This is a genomic window from Vibrio sp. E150_011, from assembly GCF_053544015.1.
The window spans coordinates 44,251-65,019 of record NZ_JBHFOL010000015.1; the positions used below are offsets into that span (position 1 = coordinate 44,251).

General features: G+C 42.3%; 17 protein-coding genes. 8 read left to right on the forward strand and 9 right to left on the reverse strand.

The window, feature by feature from the left end:
• Positions 1-4 precede the first annotated feature (4 nt).
• The 6 genes from ACE1OE_RS18930 (at position 5) to ACE1OE_RS18955 (ending at position 11,327) form a co-directional block, all read left to right on the forward strand.
• A complete protein-coding gene (locus ACE1OE_RS18930) occupies positions 5-1,579 on the forward strand; it encodes a TnsD family Tn7-like transposition protein (RefSeq protein ID WP_449211952.1) in 1,575 nt (524 codons plus the stop codon).
• A gap of 89 nt (positions 1,580-1,668) precedes the next feature.
• Entirely contained in the window at positions 1,669-3,306 is a 1,638-nt protein-coding gene (locus ACE1OE_RS18935) for a type I restriction-modification system subunit M (RefSeq protein ID WP_449211953.1), read from the forward strand.
• Complete coding sequence (locus tag ACE1OE_RS18940; RefSeq protein WP_449211954.1) at positions 3,306-4,532, forward strand: restriction endonuclease subunit S; 1,227 nt, start codon at positions 3,306-3,308, stop codon at positions 4,530-4,532. The genes ACE1OE_RS18935 and ACE1OE_RS18940 overlap by 1 nt, the downstream gene beginning before the upstream one ends.
• Before the next feature lie 8 nt (positions 4,533-4,540).
• Positions 4,541-7,129 (forward strand): AAA family ATPase, encoded by a 2,589-nt coding sequence (locus ACE1OE_RS18945; RefSeq protein WP_449211955.1) that lies wholly within the window; start codon positions 4,541-4,543, stop codon positions 7,127-7,129.
• Positions 7,129-10,332: a type I restriction endonuclease subunit R gene (locus ACE1OE_RS18950; RefSeq protein WP_449211956.1), complete on the forward strand. Its 3,204-nt coding sequence runs from the start codon at positions 7,129-7,131 to the stop codon at positions 10,330-10,332. Before ACE1OE_RS18945 ends, ACE1OE_RS18950 begins: the two co-directional genes overlap by 1 nt.
• Positions 10,329-11,327 (forward strand): hypothetical protein, encoded by a 999-nt coding sequence (locus ACE1OE_RS18955; protein WP_449211957.1) that lies wholly within the window; start codon positions 10,329-10,331, stop codon positions 11,325-11,327. The genes ACE1OE_RS18950 and ACE1OE_RS18955 overlap by 4 nt, the downstream gene beginning before the upstream one ends.
• 179 nt (positions 11,328-11,506) lie before the next feature.
• Here ACE1OE_RS18955 and pdxY read toward each other — a convergent pair whose 3' ends face one another.
• Positions 11,507-12,361, reverse strand: coding sequence for a pyridoxal kinase PdxY (gene pdxY / locus ACE1OE_RS18960; RefSeq protein ID WP_449211958.1), 855 nt, complete (start codon positions 12,359-12,361; stop codon positions 11,507-11,509).
• Between the two features lie 240 nt (positions 12,362-12,601).
• Here pdxY and ACE1OE_RS18965 point away from each other — a divergent pair, with 240 nt between their 5' ends.
• A complete protein-coding gene (locus tag ACE1OE_RS18965; RefSeq protein WP_449211959.1) occupies positions 12,602-13,879 on the forward strand; it encodes a mechanosensitive ion channel family protein in 1,278 nt (425 codons plus the stop codon).
• 21 nt (positions 13,880-13,900) lie between these two features.
• Here the strand turns inward: ACE1OE_RS18965 and ACE1OE_RS18970 are convergent, their stop codons facing one another.
• The 8 genes from ACE1OE_RS18970 to flgA all read right to left on the reverse strand — a co-directional run bounded on the left by ACE1OE_RS18970 (position 13,901) and on the right by flgA (position 20,220).
• Positions 13,901-14,500 carry a beta-phosphoglucomutase family hydrolase gene (locus ACE1OE_RS18970; protein WP_372060225.1) on the reverse strand — a complete coding sequence of 200 codons (600 nt, stop codon included), beginning with the start codon at positions 14,498-14,500 and terminating at the stop codon, positions 13,901-13,903.
• Between the two features lie 206 nt (positions 14,501-14,706).
• Entirely contained in the window at positions 14,707-15,978 is a 1,272-nt protein-coding gene (locus tag ACE1OE_RS18975) for an NRAMP family divalent metal transporter (RefSeq protein WP_449211960.1), read from the reverse strand.
• Between the two features lie 312 nt (positions 15,979-16,290).
• Positions 16,291-16,689, reverse strand: a complete 399-nt coding sequence (locus ACE1OE_RS18980) for a PPC domain-containing DNA-binding protein (protein ID WP_449211961.1) — start codon at positions 16,687-16,689, stop codon at positions 16,291-16,293.
• A gap of 129 nt (positions 16,690-16,818) precedes the next feature.
• Positions 16,819-17,700, reverse strand: coding sequence for a DMT family transporter (locus ACE1OE_RS18985; protein WP_449211962.1), 882 nt, complete (start codon positions 17,698-17,700; stop codon positions 16,819-16,821).
• Positions 17,701-17,794: 94 nt separating this feature from the next.
• On the reverse strand, positions 17,795-18,589 hold the full coding sequence (locus ACE1OE_RS18990; protein ID WP_449211963.1) for a lytic transglycosylase domain-containing protein: 795 nt from the start codon (positions 18,587-18,589) through the stop codon (positions 17,795-17,797).
• Positions 18,552-19,007 carry a flagellar export chaperone FlgN gene (gene flgN / locus ACE1OE_RS18995; RefSeq protein WP_449211964.1) on the reverse strand — a complete coding sequence of 152 codons (456 nt, stop codon included), beginning with the start codon at positions 19,005-19,007 and terminating at the stop codon, positions 18,552-18,554. The genes ACE1OE_RS18990 and flgN overlap by 38 nt, the downstream gene beginning before the upstream one ends.
• Before the next feature lie 75 nt (positions 19,008-19,082).
• Positions 19,083-19,364: a flagellar biosynthesis anti-sigma factor FlgM gene (gene flgM / locus ACE1OE_RS19000; RefSeq protein ID WP_449211965.1), complete on the reverse strand. Its 282-nt coding sequence runs from the start codon at positions 19,362-19,364 to the stop codon at positions 19,083-19,085.
• A gap of 184 nt (positions 19,365-19,548) precedes the next feature.
• A complete protein-coding gene (flgA, locus tag ACE1OE_RS19005) occupies positions 19,549-20,220 on the reverse strand; it encodes a flagellar basal body P-ring formation chaperone FlgA (protein ID WP_241903157.1) in 672 nt (223 codons plus the stop codon).
• A gap of 184 nt (positions 20,221-20,404) precedes the next feature.
• Here flgA and flgB point away from each other — a divergent pair, with 184 nt between their 5' ends.
• Entirely contained in the window at positions 20,405-20,767 is a 363-nt protein-coding gene (gene flgB / locus ACE1OE_RS19010) for a flagellar basal body rod protein FlgB (RefSeq protein ID WP_449211966.1), read from the forward strand.
• The last annotated feature ends 2 nt before the right edge of the window (positions 20,768-20,769 follow it).

Consider the following 20,769-nt stretch of genomic DNA (forward strand, 5'->3'; position numbering starts at 1 on the left):
CATCATGCAACTGCCTAAAGCACTACCTGATGAGTCTCTCTTTAGCCGTATATGCCGTTATTTGGCTATTTGTGAATGTACCCTTGAACAAGCTCTGCAACAACTTGTATGTAATGGGAGAGCTTCCATTCATCCTTACTTAACATCAAACATTCTAACCACTGCTCAGTTCACTGAAGAATCACCAGAAGTGCTTTTATCACGTCAAACTCTCCGCCCTCTATTTGCTTATTATTTACCACAATATTGTACTGTTATTGAGGACGTCACTGCTGGTTCAAATGACATAATAAGAGCGAGCCAACTCTCTACATTTCGTGATAAAGAACGTTTGTCTGTAAAGAACTGCCCTTTATGTGCTAAAGAAGATGTATACAATTTTGGTGTTGCCTATTGGCACCTTATTCATCAGGTTCCTGGTGTTGAAGCGTGCTCAGAACATGGTACTTGGTTAGTTCATAATGAACTCTCAGATCGTAACCACGCTAATGGCCACTTACTTCCTGATGCCCGAATACAGCCTATTAATTGTAATGAGTTAGCAAGAGAGTTCTCACAATTTGTATTCCATAAAGTGAAAAGTGTTCAACTTAAGAAACAAAGCAGTGAGCCTTTGTCTGATACTTATCTTAGAAAGCTCAGTATCGTTGGTGACCTTACACAAAGTGGTTGGGTAAAAAGGAAAAAGATAGCAAAGGAATTATTTGAATTATCAGAACAGCTATTCCCCGCTTATTCCGATTTCTCCATCAAGTCATCAGAAGACTATCGTTTTGTTTCATCCCTGCTTTCAGGCCAGTATTCTCAGCACCCATTTAAACACTTATTTTTGGAGTTCTATTTATCTCGCTGCCAGCCTATAGGTGAACTTGAAGCTAGTACATTGAATGATCAGCAAACACCTATAAATAAAGAAGCGCTGTGCTGTGATTTATTGAGGTCTGGATTATCAATGGCAGCAGTTAGCCGAGAAATTGATAAAAGTCGCTGTTATGTGAAAAGTGTTGCTTTGAAAAATAATATCCCTGTCAATTTGAAACCCAAGACAATCACCAAAGCTTTAAAAGATTCGGTAGTGAAGTTAGCCAAAAAAGGCTTTCATAGAGATGTTTTAGCTAAGCTTCATGGTGTTTCAACGGGTAGTGTAGAACTAATTATCTCTACGACTACAGGGTTGGTTGAATGGAGAAAACGATGCAAGGCAGAGTCGCTGCGGCGTAGATATCGTTGTCAAATAATGCGGTTTGTTGCTGCAAACCCGTGTGCTTACCGCCAACAAGTTAAGACCACTCATGAAGCTGCATTTTATTGGTTGTATATTCATGAGCATGAATGGCTTGAAAGCGTTCTTCCAGAAGCCACCCCAACACAGCATGTAGATAGAGTTGATTGGTGTCAGCGAGATAATGAGTTAGTTGAAGCAGTTCGCAAGCAGTTGCTATCTTCCCAAGTTAATCTCTCCCGAACCGAATTAGATAGATCATTTGGTGGACACGGCTGGCTTACCTCCAAAATAGCAAAACTCCCCAAAACAAGAGATCTCCTTAGGTCGAAAGGCTTGCTTCCCTCAAATTCATGACATGTCGTATTTATTGATAAAGCTATGCTTCCTACACTATTAAGTTTGATAGAATACCACTCAGTTAATTTCATATTGAGTATGCGTAAATGTCAGATTTTAAGAAGATTGAGCAATTAGAAAAACAGCTTTGGAGTGCCGCCGATAGCTTGCGAGCAAACACAGGCTTAACAGCCCAAGAGTACTCCCGCCCAATTCTAGGTCTGATTTTTTTGAGATACGCGGAATTTCGCTTTACTCAGGCTAAAGCAAATATTGAAAGCAAAGGCAGCTCTCGCCGTCGTGGTAGTAGCGATATTAAATCGAAGATACAAGCTGAAGGTGCAATGTATGTACCTGATGATGCGTTGTATTCAAATCTTTTAGCATTACCTGAAGGTTCTAATATTGGCGTTAATGTCAATAATGCGATGAAGGCTCTTGAAGCGGAAAACGAGGCAATTAAAGATGCCTTACCGAAAACATACACTCGCTTTGATAACGATATTCTAAAAGGACTGCTGAAAAACTTCTCCTCAATCGACTTCAGTATGGGTTCAGATGTCTTTGGCCGCATATATGAATACTTCCTCAACGAATTTGCTAAAACAGAAGGTCAAGGCGGAGGCGAGTTCTTCACACCTTCAGCATTGGTTCGTCTAATCACAGAGATTATTGAACCATACCATGGCAAAGTGTTTGACCCTGCTTGTGGTAGTGGCGGTATGTTTGTCAGTTCGGCTGACTTTGTCTCTAGTCACAATAAAAATGCTTCTGATCAGTTATCCATTTTTGGCCAAGAGAAAACTGGTGATACGGTTCGACTGTCGAAAATGAACTTGGCGGTTCACGGTTTACAAGGTGATGTTCGAGAAGGTAACTCTTATTACGAAAACCCATTTGAATTAGCGGAAGGTGAAGTTGTTGATGGCAAGCAACATGGTCAATTTGACTATGTAATGGCTAACCCTCCGTTTAACGTTAATGAAATTCAAAAAGATAGATTAGAAGACGACAAAAAGCGTTTTCCATTTGGTATGCCACGCAACGATAACGGCAACTACCTTTGGATTCAGATGTTCTATACGGCTCTAAATGAAACGGGACGTGCAGGATTTGTGATGGCGAATTCTGCGAGTGATGCTCGTAGATCTGAACTAGAAATACGTCAAAAACTCATTGAAGATGATGGTGTAGATGTGATGGTAGCGGTATCGAGTAATTTCTTTTATACCGTGACGCTTCCTTGTGCCTTGTGGTTTTTAGACAAAAACAAACCAGCGCACAACAAAAACAAAGTGCTGTTTATCGATGCACGTCATATCTTCCGCCAAGTAACACGTGCCGTGCGTGATTACACCAGCGAGCAGTTAAACTTTATCGCCAATATTGTGCGTTTATACCGTGGTCAAACGGTGGATAATACCTATCTAGAAACACACCCCGATGCAGATAATGATGGCAGTTATGCACTTGAAGCATTTTTCAAAAGTGAAACGGGTGAACTGAGCTACCAAGATATTGCGGGGCTTTGCAAAGTAGCAAGCAAAGCAGAAATTATTGAGCAAGGCTATAGCTTAAACCCAGGGCGTTATGTAGGGGTTGCAGAAGGTGAGCAAGAACATGATGAAGACTTTGCTGCCAAGTTAGAGGCTTTGCAGGAAGAGTTGGAGGTTTTAAATTCTGAGGCCCATGAATTAGAGAAAGACATTGCTATCAAAACAACACAAGTTTTGGAGTCAATCTAATGGGGTGGGAGTTTTCAGAATTTAATTTAGATGAATTAGGTTTTTTGGGCAGGGGGAAATCTAAGCATCGTCCCCGAAATGATTCGTCGTTATATGGCGGTGAATACCCATTTATACAAACTGGTGATGTTAGGGCTGCTAATTTATACCTAAATAGTTTTGAGCAAACATATAATGATAAAGGCTTAGCTCAAAGTAAATTGTGGGATAAAGAAACGCTAATCATTACTATTGCCGCAAATATTGCTGAAACAGCTGTATTAAAATTTAATGCCTGCTTTCCCGATAGTATTGTTGGCTTTATACCAAATGAAGAACTAGTAGATGTCTATTTTGTAAAGTACTACATAGATTACATAAAGCTTGAAATGCAAAGCATTTCTCAGGGGACGACCCAAGATAATTTAAGCCTCGATAAGTTAAGAACATTTAAATTTAAAGTTCCTAAAGACAGAGAAGTTGTTTCTACGATATCTTCAACGCTATTGAATTACGACAACCTAATCGAAAACAACAATCGCCGTATCGCTATTTTAGAAGAGATGGCGCAATCTCTTTACCGTGAATGGTTTGTTAACTTCCGCTATCCAAGCCACCAAGATAATCTTGATGCAGACGGCAACCCAAAGTGCGTTGACTCACCACTAGGTCAAATCCTTGAGGGGTGGGAAGTAAAACCGTTAGGTGAGCTTGTAGAGTTTAAAAGGAAAACTATAAAAAAAGGCACTGTGCCTAAAAACACACCTTATATGGGGCTAGAGCACTTTCCTAGAAAATCAATTGCGCTATCTGATTGGGAACAAGTAACTGAAATTGGTAGTAATAAACTGGCTTTCAGTCGTGGTGATATATTGTTTGGTAAAATAAGACCAAATTTTCATAAAGTTGGTGTTGCCCAAGTTGATGGCCTTTGTTCTTCCGACACCTTCGTTCTTTCTCCAAAGGAGCGTACACACCATTCGTTAATCGCTATGGTTACTTTTTCTAATGAGTTTGTTGCTCAAGCGGTGCAAACAGCGCAAGGCAGTAAAATGCCGAGAGCTAGCTGGGATGTTTTGCAAGAGTTTTCTGTATGCGTACCAGACTTGAAAGTACTTGAAAGTTTTAACAGTGTTGTAACTCCAGCTATCGAGCAAATAAGAGTTCTGAGTCTTAAAAATAGGAACTTAAAACAGCAACGCGATATGTTGTTACCCAAACTAATCTCAGGTCAAATTGAGTTATAAGGATACTTATGCTGCCGATAGAGAAGCTCGTTGAATGGGTGAAAGATAAGCCCGTTTTTTGGCGTCACGCTGTTAGGCTGGCGCTTACCAAAGGAGAGTTAACAGAGCGACAGCATCGCCTAATCTGGACAATAGCACAGATGGAATATGGCGTTATTGCGAAAAATGAGCTTTTCGCGCTCTATGAAACGCCTGTTACCGCAGCAGGATTAGTTTCAGAGGTGTCTGAGGTAAAGCTATCTTCGATTACTGATGTCGTTAATGTAGGTTCTTTGGCACCAAATCAAACTCTAGCTTTAAATACTAACGGCTTAAACATTGTTTATGGCGATAACGGTACGGGCAAATCAACTTACGCGCGTATTTTAAAACACGCTTGTTTAACTAGGGGGGATGTAGCCCCAATTCTTGGTAATGTATTTGATAAATCGGATGAAGCGTCTTCCGCTAAATTAACTGTTTGTGATGACAGTGATACCTTAACGGTTGATTGGACAAAAAAGGCTGAAGCTGATGAAAAGCTGAAGTCCATCCGGGTGTTCGATACAGATACCGCCTCACACTATGTGAGTAAAAAGGAAGGAACGCTGGGCTACAAGCCATTCGCTCTGAAAGTATTGGAGTGCTTAGCAGTTGCACTGGACTATGTAAAAAGACAAATCGCTGAAGAGCTGATGCCAGGTAATGGTATGCGAACTCTTCCAACGTTTTCTGATGAGACGTTAAGTGGGAAGTTTGTTAACGGATTAAGCCATCTTTCATCGATGCAAGATGTCGAAAAGCATTGTGGAAGTGGTGATGAAATCTGTCAAATAGAACAACTCCAGCAGAGTATTTTTGAGCTCAAGTCTCAATCTATCGCTAGTCTAAAGAAAGGGTTAAGCACAAAGGTTGCACGTATTACGCCTTTTTCTAACAAACTTAGGGAGTTAGATGATTCTTTAACAAAGAAAGCCTATACAGAGTTAATGGCTCTTAAGCACGATGCAGATGAAAAGGCAGGGCTTGCAAAAGAACTCAGAGATCGTGTTCTATCAGGTTTGCCATTTGAAGGTATTGGTGACGCTAAGTGGTTAACTCTATGGAAGGCTTCTGAATCCTTTATTAGATCTCAAACGAGTGATGTTTCTTTTCCGCCAGCAGAGTCAGATAAATGCCCGCTATGCTTACAACCTGTCAGTAGCGATAGCGCAGATAAATTGACGTCATTTAAGGAGTTTGTCGCTGACCAAGCTGTTCAAGAAGCAGAAACTGCAAGTAAAAAAAGCAAGGATGCCATTAAGAAAATTGACGAACTTGTAATAGATTTTAGTGATTACGATGCCGTTATTGATGAGCTTACACCGGAAGGTAGTTCATTTAAGGCTGACGTGGCTACGTTTGTTGAGTCGCTAAAGTTGCGTCAATCGGAGTTTTTAAGTCAAGATTCCAAAATAGGTTTATCTGATATCGACAAACGGCCAATAACTTATTGTGAAGGAATATTAGAAGAGCTGAATGCAGACATTAGGTTGTTAGCTAAAGATGATGATGAGTCTCATAGCGCATTACTTGCAGAAAAGGAAAAAGCTCTGGCAGAGCTAAAATCGCGGCAGTTAGTGGCAGAAAATAAGGATAGCATCATCAAAAACATATCTCGGTATGTTTTTGAAAATAAGCTGAATTCGATTGAGGACGTTACTACAACTAGACAAGTAACGCTTCTTTCTAATGAGCTGAGCAAATCGACGATAATTGAACCATTAGTGAAGTGCTTTGGCGAAGAATTGAATAAGTTCGGGTTTGATAGGTTCAATGTAGAAGTAAAAACAAGAGGCTCTGCTAGTCAGCAACTTTCAAAATTAGAAATTACTGATGGCAGTAAGAGTGTCGTTGCCGAAATTGCTAGTGAAGGTGAGCAACGGTGTATAGCGATTGCTTGTTTCATGGCGGAAATCATTTCAGATGGTAGAAGTTCCGCTGTTGTTTTTGATGACCCTGTTAACTCACTTGACCATCGATGGCGTGAAGACATCGGTAAACGTCTTGTAGAAGAGTCACTTGAAAGGCAAGTTGTTGTATTTACGCATGACATTGCTTTTTACAAGTATCTACTAGAGTGTGTAGAGAAAGTAAATGGTGCATCTGCTACGCAGATTCGTTTAGACCGTAGCCGTAAGCATACCGGTCTTGTTGATCGTACTCCTCCTTGGGATGCCTTACCGATAAAAGCAAGAATTGGGCAACTAAATTCAGCATATCAAGAATTAGAAAAAGTAGACCGAACGGGAACTGAGCTTGAATACTCAAAACATTGTTATGATTTTTATAATTTTCTTCGTGAAGCTTGGGAAAGGTTAGTTGAAGAGAAGTTATTCAATAATGTTGTAACCAGGTTTGGACGCTCGATCCAAACGCAACGCATCAAAAAAATTGTAGAAGACATTACCCAAGCTGATTACGATGCTATTAATCTAGGAATGTCGAATTGCAGTACATTTTTCCAGGGGCATGACACGGCGACAGGGTTACAGCAGCGGCCCAGAAACATAGCCGAAATTAAAGCTGATTTGGACTTAATTATCGGCTTAGTGACTGATTTGAATAAGAGAAGATAATGACATATACGGAAGATGGTCTAGTTGAACAACCGGCTATTGCGCTATTCGATAGCCTTGATTGGTATACGGAAACTTGTTGGGATGAGACTTTTGGTAAGGATGCTGAAGGTGATCTCGCATTTGGACGTGAAACCCGTAACGATGTTGTACTAACTAACCGTCTTCGAGAGGCTTTACTGAAGTTAAACAAAGGTATCTCACCTCTAGTATTGCAAGAAGCAATTGATGAGATGTGTCGTGACCGTTCATCTATGAGTGATATAGCTGCAAATGAAGCGATATACCTGTTATTGAAAGATGGCTATACCTATACCGCTACCTCTGATGATGAAGAAGATTATGTGGTTAGTTATATCGACTGGGAAACTGCGGATGAAAATGACTTTTTGCTTTGCAGTCAGATGTCTATTTCTGGAGAGATTGAAACTCGACGCCCAGACTTATTAGGCTTTGTAAACGGCTTACCTTTGTTGTTTATTGAGCTTAAGACTAGCCATAAGAACCTCTTTAATGCGTACAAAGACAATCTAAAAGATTATCGGAACACCATTCCTCAGCTATTTCACTATAATCAAATCATCGTGCTATCTAATGGTATTCAGTCGCGAGTGGGTTCTATCTCTAGCCAGTGGGAACACTTTGCAGAATGGAAGAAAGTTAAGAGTGAAAAAGAACCTCGCCGCGTAAGCCTTGAAGTCGTTATCAGAGGTGTATGTGATCGCACCCGCTTCTTGGATATTATTGAAAACTACATATTGTTTGTGAAGAAAAAGCAGACGTTAAAAATTGTTGCTAAATACCATCAGTATCTTGGAGTAAACCAAGCCTTAGAAGGGCTTACTAATGTAAAAGAGCGTTCAGGTCAGTTGGGTGTTTTTTGGCATACACAAGGTAGCGGTAAAAGCTTCTCAATGGTTTTCTTCTGTAAAAAAGCATTCCGAAAATACACTGGAAACTGGACGTTTGTACTTATCACTGACCGTACAGATTTAGACGACCAAATATATAAAACTTTCCACTCTTCTGGCGCATTAACCGAGAATTGCCAAGCTGAATCTGGCGCTGAACTAAAAACACTTCTTGCAGAAGACCACCGCTTCGTTTTCACATTGATTCAAAAATTCAAAGGGGACGAAAAGGGTAATTATCCTCTTTTATCTGAACGTGATGACATCATTGTAATCACCGATGAAGCCCACAGAAGCCAATATGACTCTTTAGCGATGAACATGCGTAGTTCCATGCCAAATGCTTCTTATATGGCCTTTACAGGTACGCCTTTATTATCTGAACAGGTATCTGAAGAAGGGAATAAAGAGAGCGGAAAAACCCAAGAAATATTTGGTGACTACATCAGTATCTATAACTTTGCGGATGCGGTTGATGATGGTGCGACATTGCCACTGTATTACGAAAACAGAGTTCCAGAAGTCAATTTATCCCGTGATGACGTTGGTGATGAAATTGCAGATATTATTGAACAATCAGATTTGACTGATGAACAAGAAGAAAAGCTAGAGCGAGAGTTCAGTAAGTCGTATCACATTATTACACGTGATGACCGTTTGGAAACAATAGCTAAAGATTTAGTAGATCACTACATCAATCGAGCTCCCTTTAAAGGCGGTCTGTTGGGTAAAGCAATGGTTGTCTCTATTGATAAAGCTACAGCAATTAAAATGTACGACAAGGTTTCAGATGCGTGGCAAGTGAAGCTGAAAAGCCTGAGGTCTCAGGCCAAGTTTGCTAAAGGTAGCCGGTTAGCAAAGCTAGAGTTTCAAATTGAACATATGGAATCAACAGACATGGCTGTAGTGGTGTCTGGTGAGCAAAATGATGAAGAACGTTTAGCTAAAAAAGGTCTCGATTATAAGACACACAGAGAGCGTATGGTCAAAGAGGATATTGATGAAAAATTCAAAGACCCAGATGACAACCTTCGTATCGTTTTCGTTTGTGCTATGTGGCTTACGGGCTTTGATGCACCATCAGTTTCTACCCTCTATTTAGACAAGCCACTTAAGAACCATACCTTGATGCAGACGATTGCTCGTGCAAACCGAGTATTTCCAGGTAAGAGTGCGGGTCAGGTTGTCGATTATATTAATATTTTCAGTGCACTACAGGTTGCTCTTGGTCTGTATGGTGGGGGGCAAGTAGGTGAGCCCGGTGCTGGTTATGGAATTGATAGCCCTGCTAGAGATAAGCGAGAGCTTGTTGCTGCATTAGCTACTGCGATTGATGAATTAAAGGTCTTTCTATCAAAACAAGATATTGATATCGATGCGGTCATATCTGCCCCAGCAGAAGGTTTTACAAAATTACAAATGCTTGATGATGCGAGTGAAGTGCTACTTGCCCCAGACCTCAAAGATGAGTTCACCGCTTTCGTTCGCCAAGTTAATCGAATATTTAAAGCTGTCCTTCCAGATGATGACGCAAATGAATTTGTACCTCATCGTATTGCTATCAATGTGATCTATGCTCAGATGCGTCAGAAATCAGGTGTATCCATTGATGATGAGGACGTGCTAGATGTGGTGCGTCATCAAGTTAATGAGTTGCTTGATGAGTCCATTACGACCATTCAGATAAAGAGTAACCTTCCTGAACCAATCAATATTGCGGGTATCGATTTTGACGCGCTCGCTGAAATGGTCACGAAAATTAAAAAGCCTCAAAAGTCGGATGCTGAACGCTTAAGAAATATCATTGAGCGGAAGCTACAACCAATGATGCTGAAAAATAAATCGAGGCAAGATCTACAACAAAAGTTCCAAGAGCTTATTGATGACTATAATCTTGGTGCTTATACCGCCGAGGAGTTCTTCCAGCAGCTTTCAGGGTTCTTACATGACCTTGATCATGAAGAAAAAAGAACCGTTAGAGAAGGACTTAGTGAGGAAGAGTTAGCCGTCTTTGATTTAATGACTCAGGAATTACCGCTCAATGAAAAAGAGCGAAATGAAGTTAAGCGAATAGCGAAGGAGCTGGTTGATAACATGAAAGAGTTACTAGTTATCGACTGGCGTAAAAAGCAGAGAACCAAGGCTCGCGTTCGTAGCTATATCGAAGACGTTTTAGACCGGCTACCGGAGTCATACGATGATGATCTATGGCCAAAGACTTGTTCTGAAGTGTACATGCATGTCTATGAGAAGTACCCAGGGCAAGGACAGAGTGTTTATCAGTTAGCATGATTGAACTCAAGTATACAGAGGATGAATCAGCTCACAGTTGGGTTTTCCGCAACCTCCTAGTTTCTGGAATGATGGATTTTTCTTCTGTTATTGGTGTGAATGGTTATATGCACGCATTTCCCTCATTTACTAAAGACTGTAATGTACAAAGAGAAAAACTTAATGACGTAGAGTTATTAGCTTTTTTAAGGCGCTCAGGGTTAGCTAGAAAAAGGGCTGGTTTGTATGACAACCCTTTTGATTACTTAGACTCTGTTAATTGCTTTTTTGATAACTCTTTGATATCGACTTCAGGGAAAGGATCCATTCCAATACGGTTTTGTCGCTCTTGCATCGTAGAATCAATAGGAAGTCAAGGTTATGGGTATTTAAAGTCTGAATGGCTTTTTGAGTCGTGGTGTAATCGGCATCAAAAAACACTCATACAGTTAAAGGCTTTTAGTCATAAAAAAGCGGTCAATATTTTGAGTAGGGCTTTGGTTGGAGAAGCTATTCCAGAGTGTGATACAGATGAATATAAACAACTGCCAACAAGAACAAACAATGAAGATGAAACTAAGGTTCATATAATGCCTTGTTTACTTGATGACTTTTATCGATGGGCATCAATGTGGAGGGACGATGATTACCTCGGTCGAAGTTTCAAAGATTATTATTATGCGGATGGGCGAAGGAAACCTATTTCTGATAGACAGCTACATAGTGATTTTACCAACTATGGTAGAGAGCTTCCTAAGCAGTTTGTAGAATTTTTTAGTCGAGCAGAATATAAAGATTATTGGTTTGGCTTGAGTCAGGCATGTTCTTTGAAAGAGACACTAATTAAAAGTAAGAATCATAACTGTTCAAAATGTACCAGATGGAGTGTAGCGGACTTTTGTCCAGTAAAACCTATAATTAAGGTAAGACTAGAAGCACATGATTTTATGGTACACACTAATCCATGTGATTTTTTTTTAAAGCACGAAATACACATGCATAGGTATTGCTTGTGAATCATCTTTAGAGGCTATTATGGAAACTTTGTTAACGCTCTTACGGGCAAACTTTATTGTCCGAAAATTCTGTTACGGGCAAGCTTTATTGGGTCCGCACATAAGTGTTTAGGAATAATAAGTAAAAGTCATACAAGAAATAAACTGCTCAGTCACAGCAGTTTATTTCTGCGTTCTCATTAAATCTTCTGTATTGGAAAGCACTCTTCCGGCGAGACTAACTCTTGCTGTGCTGCTATCGTTTGCAGCTCCCATTCAGTGCGTTTTTGTGTTTCTTTCAACACGGCATAACTGGCATTGTTCGCATGTTCAAATGCTTGTTCTGGGGTCCAACCTTTTAATAAACCACCAGTAAACAATGCGGAAATAAGATCGCCAACACCGACCGGTTGTTTGTCAAAATCAAGGTGAGGACGCTGAGCGATGAAACAATCTTGCTCTGTTGCGAGCATCATAGTGAATTGCTCATTAGACACACTGTGTAAGTGTTTCACTAGTACCATCTTAGGTCCGAGTGTCAATGCCTGGCGACAAGCGCTTGCTGCATCATCGAGGCTGTTAATTTCCATGTTGGTAAACTGGCTTAGTTCAAATTGGTTCGGCACAATGACATCAGCCATTGGCATCACACGCTTAACGAGGTGCTCGGTTGTCCCTGCAGGTACAATGCATCCCTTTTCAGGAGAACCCATCACAGGGTCGCAGATATACAATGCGTTTGGGTTTTGCGCTTTGACTTTGTTGACCGCTTCTATCACCGCAAGGCACTGTTCTGAGCTTCCTTGATAACCCGATAAAACAGCCTCGCAATTTACCAGCTGCCCAATATTATCAATACCGTTCATCAGTGCTGAGATGTCTTCAGCGGAAAAGGCTTGTCCAGTCCAACCTTGTTGATACTGTGTATGGTTAGAGAATTGGACAGTATGAATAGGCCAGACCTCAAAACCCATACGCTGTAATGGAAAAACGGCTGAGCTATTTCCAGCATGACCATATACAACATGAGATTGAATAGAAATAACGCCCTTCATTGTGACTCCTGATCGTCGAATTATAGGTTATCTCTCTAATATGGGTCTGAAATCGCATTCAAACAAGCTTTTACCTTACGAATATTACGGCTATGAACCTTCTGATTGAGAAAATATTGGAACAACAACAGCGTATTGAGGCAAGTTCGTCTAGTCTTATTAGGTATAACGTTCACTCATAGCGACTTAGATTAAGTCATTCATCTTGTTAAAGTTTGCCCACCCGTTGAGGATGATTATTTGTTAGGACACCCTTTTCGTGATTTTGTTGTCAATAAGCTGAGCGGTGTTCTGCCAGATAACGATGTTTATGGTGTGTCCACAACAGTGATACTTGTTGCGATCAGTATTGTTGTGGCTGTGCTTAGTTATGTATTCGTGCATCACTTGATTATTCGATTGTGTAATAACGTGCTTGAGAGAGTGAACAAACCATTTGCAACCAGCCTTTATAAAAATGATGTCCTGGGAAAAATATCATTACTCACGCCAGTGCTCGTCTTGAATCTGTTTGTCCCTATCGCGATTGGTCATTTTGAAGTATTGACGGCTATTGTTGACCGATTTCTAGCCATTACCATCCTTGTGCTTATTATTTGGATGATTTTCTCATTCCTTGATGCTCTTAACGACCTAGCGACTCAAAATGGCATCGCGCGTCGAATGCCCGTCAAAAGTTTTGTTCAACTCATAAAGCTGTTTACGTTTTTCATTGGCCTAATTGTTTCTATTTCCGTTCTTGCGAACGAAGCGCCCGTTCTATTGTTTTCCGGACTTGGTGTCGCGACTGGTTTTGTGATGTTGGTATTCAAAGATACTATTTTGGGATTTGTGGCGGGTATCCAACTGTCTGCAAACCGGATGGTAAGCCTTAATGATTGGATCCAGATGGATTCATTTGGCGCAAATGGTACCGTTGAAGAAATCTCACTGACGACGATCAAAGTGCGGAATTTCGACAACACCGTCAGTATGTTGCCTGCTTACGCGCTGGTTCAAAATGCGTTCATCAATTGGCAAGGAATGTCGGAGTCGGGCGGGCGGCGTATTACCCGTTCCGTTAACTTGGACGTTACGTCAATCCGATTTATGTCTCATGAAGAAGTAAAAGACTTAACTAAGATATGTTTATTGCGTCAGCATATTTATGAAAAATCGAAAGAATTAGAGAGTTATAACGAAAACCTTAAACAAGACGATATCATTGGGAATTCTCGCCAATTTACGAATGTTGGATTGTTTCGAGCGTATTTGAATGCGTACTTGCGCGCTAATAAAGACATCCATCAATACATGTTACTCATGGTTCGACAGTTGCAACCGACACCGGAAGGCCTTCCTCTTGAGATCTATGGCTTTACGAATATTGTTGATTGGGCGCAGTATGAGGATATCCAATCTGATCTGTTTGACCATATATATTCGATAATGCCGTTGTTTGGCTTGCGCCCTTTTCAACGATTGGCCGGCAATGACCTTCATTATGAAAAGAGCGGGGTCAGTAAAGAACTGAAGTGATAACGTGGACGTGAGTTATTCCTAAATAGCAGGATAAAAATCAACAATCTCCCCTTGAGCAACTAAGTAGCAGTCCATACCAGCCCTGTTAGCCGCTTGACGGCCGATCAAGGTATCTTCAAATACCACACAATCTGAGGCTGCAAGGGAGAGTTGCTGGGCGACTTTTTCAAAGGTATCAGGATTGGGTTTATGGTTGTCGACGTCATCAGAGGTCACCAAAGCCTGCACCATACTGAGAATATCGGTGGTATCAAGTATCTCTTTTGCGTGCTTGTACTGCGCACCAGTACCAATGCCGATTGGTTTATTTTTGTAATTTTCTTTCAGGATCTTGTAGATCGTTGGAATAATGTCGCCTTTATGCTCAATCCTTTCAAAAACCTCAACTTTATGTTTGGTAATCGCTTGGGCGTCTAAATCTAGCGTGTAGCGTTTGAGGATTTCCAGCGTCACTTTTCTTGAAGGCATCCCCCCTAATTGGTCAAGCCACTCTTTATCATAGGGAATATCAAATGCCTGACAGGTTGCTTCCCAAGCCTCTGCGTGGGCCACCATTGAATTGACCAGTGTGCCGTCGAGATCAAAAATGATGCCTTGGTATTTATCTAGATTAAGCATGAAAAGCACCTTAAATCATGTCATTACAGGTTGTTCATTGAGTGCGTCTAGTCTCAGAACTGATAGCAATGCGATGAACTAGGAGAAGTGAGCTATTGTCCCATTCTATTTAAAGAGATCAATACTGGTATTCAGGAAAAAACGATGGCGTCAAAAAAAGCCGAGCAATTTGCTCGGCTTTTATTAATACATTTGTTTTTAAGGCATTACATCAGCCATTTCCACCAGATGAAAATAGCTAGGAAGCCAAATAGGTAAGTGAGGCCGACCCACGAAAGCACTTTGAGCTTAGTCCCCAATTGTAGGGCGGCTGGAAGCTGAGTTCGTGACACCAATATGTAGTTCAAAAGCGCGAATACTGGCGTCGTAACAAATGCGAGGATCATAGCAAAGTTAAGCATAGGCATTAATGCAGAAGCAAAAAACGCAATAATCGAAATGGCCGCCACTGCGACAATAACCACCCACGCCTGAAAGTGTTTGGGGTTGTCCGCTGTTTTCTTTTGCAGCAAGCGCTGCGATTCTGCGATGGCACGAGAATAGCCATCGATGACGGTAATGGTGCTACCAAAAATACAGAAAAAGGCAATCACAGCAATGAGGTAGCGAGACCATTCACCAATGGTTGACGCGTACATGCTGACGAGCTGATGAGAGAAGCCAACGCCCGATGCCGACAGCTCAGTGCCAGACCCGTGAATCACGAGTGCCCCAAGTGCCAAGAAAACAATGGCCAGTAAGGCGGTGCCAATATAGCCAACATTAAAATCAAACAATGCCGACTCTGGCGTTACGGTTTGTTTCTTACATTGGGTTTTTAGCCACATCGACGTTAGGCTTGAGATCTCAATAGGGGCTGGCATCCAGCCCATGGTCACGACAATGAAACCAATAGAAGCAATGGTCCATGGCGACGGGGCTTGGTAGTCGGCTGGCGCGGCACTGCCATTTGAGATAGCGATGCAAACCGCGGTGACCGTTGCAACCGTTAACACGGCCATGATGACCTTTGACAGGGTATCGAGGGCGCGATAATGACCCGCAAACAAGATAGCAAGGCACGTAGCTAAAACAATGCCGCATAAGGCGACGAGCGGTAATTCAAAGGGTAAAAAATACCCAAGTAAGCTAGCACTAAATAGCAGTAATGCTGCGGTATTAATGATGCCTGAAATGACGCTGAGTATCGTAAAAACCCACAAATAACCACGACCTAGATTAGCATAACCCTGAATAAGGCTATCGCCTGTTCCCATGGTGTACTGGATGCCGGCTCGAAAAAATGGATATTTAAGAAGGTTGACCAGCAAAATCAGAGCAGCTAACTGCCAGCCATAAATGGCGCCAGCTTTGGTTGAGGCAACCAGATGTGAGCCTCCTACGGCGGCAGCGGCCATCATAATACCAGGGCCAAGGGAGCGAATTAATTGACTCAATCCGGCACGTGTAGTGGCAGGTGACGAGATGGAACTCTCCATATTTAAAATTCCTTTGTAATTATTATCCATGAGGGTTTAGTTATTCGCGTTCAAAAATATGTACACTTCGCGAAAAATTTATTTTGCTATCGCTCTTTTTCTACAGGACTGACAGCAATATGCAATCAATCGAGTTGATTTAAAAATGAGCGATTGGAGTTAAGAACTGATTTATTAGTGATGTCTGGTTATTTGTATTAATTTTCAATAATACAGTCACATAAAAAGAAGGGATTTTTCGTTAAAACAGTGAATAAAATTTGTCGTTGGAATAGGCGCGTTGTGAGTGAATAACAGGTAATTATATTGGGTCTAAATCTGTGTTATCACCAATTCGGTATAGCCCGTGGTCTGGTCATGTTCTCGACTAAAATGAAGGTCAGGATATCGATGGAGGATAAGCTCTGCAGTGGTATCAACGAGACTGCCTTCGAGCAAGTGGCCACCGATCACTTTTCCTTGGGCATCGGCCACCGCAATATGAATATGTTGATGACAAGGCGTAAGCGTGGCCATCAGGGAAACGATCTCAAAGGGTGCTTGCATCATGATGGACTGAGTGGCGCCGGCAAGGCGAATATGAATCGACTGAAGACATCCGACACATGACGCAACACTTCCCGCTTTAATATTATGCTCGGTGACCAGCGACTGGATGGCCTGTTTTAGGTCTTGGTCTTTTGTTAAGCGAATCGCAATCGTGTCATTCATGTAGATGTTTTAACCTTATGTGCTCTTCAATAAAAACAGCATTCTATTCGTATCATTTCGCGATGAGGTGTCATTGCCTCAATGGCCACCTTAAACTCGGCCTTATTGAGGCAAATAAAATGCTAAAACCTAGCGACGTTTAATCTGCTGCACCACTAAGCCAATGACAATCAACACCAAGCCCACCAGTGTTGACGGGTGAATCTCTTCTCCAATCACATAAGCAAGGAGCATGAGAGATATGAATGGCGAAGCAAAGATTAAGTTGCTGATGCGCGCCGTATTTTGTGTGAGCTTAAGAGCGCTGAGCCACAAGACAAACGTAATGCCCATCTCAAACAAACCCACATAAGTCACGGCGAGCCAACCTTGCGTGCTAATACCGCCCCAAGAAGCGCCCTCAAAAATTGCGACGCCAAATGCCAAGGGCAATGCAACTAAGAAGCCCAGCAAAACCCCAATCACTGGGTCAGCCGTGTTCTTGGTATTTAGAATCCAATAGCTTGCCCAGAGCAGGGTGGAAATAAGAGCAAGGCCGACACCCAATGGGCTATCAAATTGCAGCCCTAGCACATCGCCTTTGGTGGCAATAACAACCACACCGAAATAGCCCAATAAGCACGCAATCCAATCTTGGCCTCGAATTTTCTGCTTCAAGAATACGGCAGCCATTAAGGTTAAGGTTATCGCCCAGCTGTAATTAATGGGTTGCGCCTGAGAAGCGGGCAACAAGTCATAGGCTTTAAACAAAATGAGGTAATAAGCAAACGGATTGATCAGCCCAAGCAATACGTAGTACCAAGGATTGGAAATAAACGTCGTTTTGATTTGTTTTAGTGTGCCTTGAGCCCCGCACACAATCACGAGCGCAATGGCAGAAACCAGAGAGGCGACAAAGACCATTTGAGCAGGCGTGAACTCTTCCAAGGTGAGCTTGAATGCGGTCGCAACCGTAGACCAAAGTAGGACAGCGGATAAAGCAAAGAGTAGAGCTTTTCGTTCATTTTGCATGAGGAGGTGGCACACGGTAAACGGAGTAAAGATGCCAGCATCTTACCAGCGAAAAGCATTCTGCAAAGCAAGAGTTTTCGTAACTAGATAAGGGTCACAATGAAATTAATGCTGGCAGAGGGGTAAGGTCGATAAGTGAGACTTGTTGCTTTGCTGAGTGTTGTCCAAATAAGAATAACGGGGTAAATGTTTCCTGCGTTGTTGTACCTGGTTGCTTTAATTTATCCAGATCGACCAGCGTTAACAGCGCGTGATAACGTAATACATATTGGCGAGTCTCGCTGGGTAAAATTAAGTGATCAAATTGTCGAGTGCCTGCCCGACTCACTGCCCGCTGTACACGACCTTCACCCGCATTGTAAGCGGCTAACGTTAGATTGATATCGCCGTCAAATTTACGATAAAGAAAATCTAAGTACTTTAAGGCAGCAGACGTACTGGCCTCAATATCAAAGCGTTCATCCTTATGGTCATTGACCGTCAATCCAAAACGCGTTGCCGTGGCAGGGATCAGCTGCCAAAGACCAGCCGCATTCGCGGCGGATACAGCCTTCGGGTTATAGGAAGACTCGAGCATGGGTATCAAGATTAGACTTTCCGGTAACGAATGATGAGTAAGCTGCTTGAAGAGGTCGTTAATTAAAGGGCTGAACGTGTCGAGTTTATTGAGAATAGCGGCTTGATAAGGCTTTAATATCTCTAGGTGAGGCGTGATCGCACTTTGACTGATGGTGGATTGTTGCGAGCTAATCGCGAAACTTGTGCTGCTAAACATGAATAGTAGAGAAAGCACTGCTATGGTCACCACTCTAATCGTGTGGCGACCTAACGGTTGGTCTTGCAGGCACGAGTTAACGGGCATACTCACCATAGACAGCTTGTTCTTCATATGTGTTCGGGGCTTTGCCTGTCAATTCTCCCAGCAGCTCATGAAAGGCCGCAGAGCTTTGTCCGTTATCATGGTTACAGCGTTGACACTGCTTAATTAAAGCTTCTAATACTGACCATTGCTTGACGACGTGTGCTTGTAACTTAATGGGCAGTGCTTTTGTTAGTGCTTTCACTCCTATCTCTGAGCTTGGCAATTGCAGTTGTTGTAAGCACATAGTACGAGTGGCCGCGCCGCGGCTTAATTGTTTCAAAACTGGAAGTTGCTGCTCAATGTTTTTATTGAGCGCATTGCCATCCAATTTGAGATATAAAGCTTTTTGGTGCTGCAAAAGTGCAAGTAATTTGTGATAAAGCCTAATGTCATCCGAGATGGAAACCACAAAATTCTGCACCAATTCACTTTTTGTTACTGTCATGGAATCCTCATTATTCTCAACGCTTTACGTTCACTTTGTCATCTGTTCTATTGTCGACGTGCTTGCCATTAATCGTTAGTCGTGCCCCGTATGAAAGCGCATCACCGCCTGAGAGAGGGCTTGAACGTCCAAAGAGAGGTCACCATTTTTCAATGCATTGCGAACTTGCTCAACCTTGGCCATGTCGACATCGGGCAGTTGGGATAGCTCAGCTTGAGCGGTATCCAGAGCGACCGTATTAGCATTGAATACAGCGGCATTGATGGATTGACGACTGGGCGCTTCTGTTGCGGACGTATTGGGCTGCTTAAGCGCCGTTTGTGGAACATGCCCACCCGCTACCTTGTCGATTTTCATTGCACATCTCCTGTCACATGCTGTTAACGGTATCGATTGTTAACGATATAGGGCGACAAACATGGGAGGATCATTAAATGTGGGTACGCCTCTTTTTTTTGTACAGCACAACGTGATGTGTTGACGAGGCCATAAGATGAAATCTGATACCTTGAGCCCAATATTTATGTTGGCTATGCGGCACTCAAAACTGGGTTTGAACTTGATTTAATCCTGTCACGACGGCGCGAATTATTTTTTTTGATTTCAAATTTTGCACTCGAATTTGCTCTCCTTTTCCCCCTGTTTCCATTGCGAGTCCTCGGGTGCTGGCGCTGAACTTCCCAGAGGTGGCGACCATGATCACCTCGTTACCCTTTTCCACTAGCGGCGGGGTGCTAATAAAGCGTGCATTGATGAGCTGCCCAGAACGTAGACGCCTATTCACATTCTTCCCTATGACTTGGTCAAGACGAACAATAAACGGCATATCTCGAGTGATTGAGCGTTGCTCGAGTTTGACATCTTTAAAGGTGATGTTGTCGTGGCGATTTAAGGTTTTTGCTGCCACCACCACAGGCAACGACAACGTGACACGTACCGTCGTGTTGATGCGCCAATCATTCTGGCCGTCTTGGCAAGTGACACTGCGTTTTAGGTGGCCAACGGGGAAATAATGATTATCGCGACCTGTAATTGATAGAGGCTGTAAACAACGCTCAAGGTGTTTTACTGAGTCTGGAACTAAGGTCACGAGAGTGGCTTCAAACTCGCCCCATTGTTGCTGACTTGCGAGCAGTGACAGTTCATCTTTCACCGACTTCTCAACGTCTTGAGTGATACTTTTCGCCGTCATGGTTTGTGATTGTTGGGCCATGACAGAATGGCTCAACAGTATCAAAACTATGCTTCCTAGTTTCTTCCATATCATGGTGAACACTTCCGATAAACGGAAGTCTGACTTCCTTTTATTATTGTAATGCATTGTTTTTAGTGAATTAAATTTATGGCATGTAAATTGTAACGTCTCTCGGTACTTTGCCGATGGAAAGGAATGTGAGATGGCAATCAGCTTTGAAAATGCACTAGGGGTTCATCCTAATGCTCTCGACTTTCGGGTTCAGCGTACCAAGGTCTTGGCTAGTAACTTAGCAAATGTTGACACCCCTGGATACCTAGCCAGAGACCTTAGCTTTAAGGCCGTGATGGGGCAAGTAACGCCGAATAGCGTGTCGTCTAACGTACCTCAACTCATGGTTGAGTCTCAGTATTCGATGCCTTACCAAAACAGCAAAGATGGCAATACGGTGGAATTGGGTGTTGAGCAGGCCAAGTTCGCGCAAAACAACATGGATTTTCAAACCAGCCTAACGTTTCTCAATATGAAGTTGAATGGCTTGGCAAAAGCAATTGAAGGACGTTAATC

What these genes read in the sequence shown, in the direction of transcription:
- ACE1OE_RS18930 (WP_449211952.1), top strand. Translation starts at nt 5, where the DNA reads ATGCAACTGCCTAAAGCACTACCTGATGAGTCTCTCTTTAGCCGTATA.
- ACE1OE_RS18935 (WP_449211953.1), top strand. Translation starts at nt 1,669, where the DNA reads ATGTCAGATTTTAAGAAGATTGAGCAATTAGAAAAACAGCTTTGGAGT.
- ACE1OE_RS18940 (WP_449211954.1), top strand. Translation starts at nt 3,306, where the DNA reads ATGGGGTGGGAGTTTTCAGAATTTAATTTAGATGAATTAGGTTTTTTG.
- ACE1OE_RS18945 (WP_449211955.1), top strand. Translation starts at nt 4,541, where the DNA reads ATGCTGCCGATAGAGAAGCTCGTTGAATGGGTGAAAGATAAGCCCGTT.
- ACE1OE_RS18950 (WP_449211956.1), top strand. Translation starts at nt 7,129, where the DNA reads ATGACATATACGGAAGATGGTCTAGTTGAACAACCGGCTATTGCGCTA.
- ACE1OE_RS18955 (WP_449211957.1), top strand. Translation starts at nt 10,329, where the DNA reads ATGATTGAACTCAAGTATACAGAGGATGAATCAGCTCACAGTTGGGTT.
- pdxY (WP_449211958.1), bottom strand. Translation starts at nt 12,361, where the DNA reads ATGAAGGGCGTTATTTCTATTCAATCTCATGTTGTATATGGTCATGCT.
- ACE1OE_RS18970 (WP_372060225.1), bottom strand. Translation starts at nt 14,500, where the DNA reads ATGCTTAATCTAGATAAATACCAAGGCATCATTTTTGATCTCGACGGC.
- ACE1OE_RS18975 (WP_449211960.1), bottom strand. Translation starts at nt 15,978, where the DNA reads ATGGAGAGTTCCATCTCGTCACCTGCCACTACACGTGCCGGATTGAGT.
- ACE1OE_RS18980 (WP_449211961.1), bottom strand. Translation starts at nt 16,689, where the DNA reads ATGAATGACACGATTGCGATTCGCTTAACAAAAGACCAAGACCTAAAA.
- ACE1OE_RS18985 (WP_449211962.1), bottom strand. Translation starts at nt 17,700, where the DNA reads ATGCAAAATGAACGAAAAGCTCTACTCTTTGCTTTATCCGCTGTCCTA.
- ACE1OE_RS18990 (WP_449211963.1), bottom strand. Translation starts at nt 18,589, where the DNA reads ATGAAGAACAAGCTGTCTATGGTGAGTATGCCCGTTAACTCGTGCCTG.
- flgN (WP_449211964.1), bottom strand. Translation starts at nt 19,007, where the DNA reads ATGACAGTAACAAAAAGTGAATTGGTGCAGAATTTTGTGGTTTCCATC.
- flgM (WP_449211965.1), bottom strand. Translation starts at nt 19,364, where the DNA reads ATGAAAATCGACAAGGTAGCGGGTGGGCATGTTCCACAAACGGCGCTT.
- flgA (WP_241903157.1), bottom strand. Translation starts at nt 20,220, where the DNA reads ATGGCCCAACAATCACAAACCATGACGGCGAAAAGTATCACTCAAGAC.
- flgB (WP_449211966.1), top strand. Translation starts at nt 20,405, where the DNA reads ATGGCAATCAGCTTTGAAAATGCACTAGGGGTTCATCCTAATGCTCTC.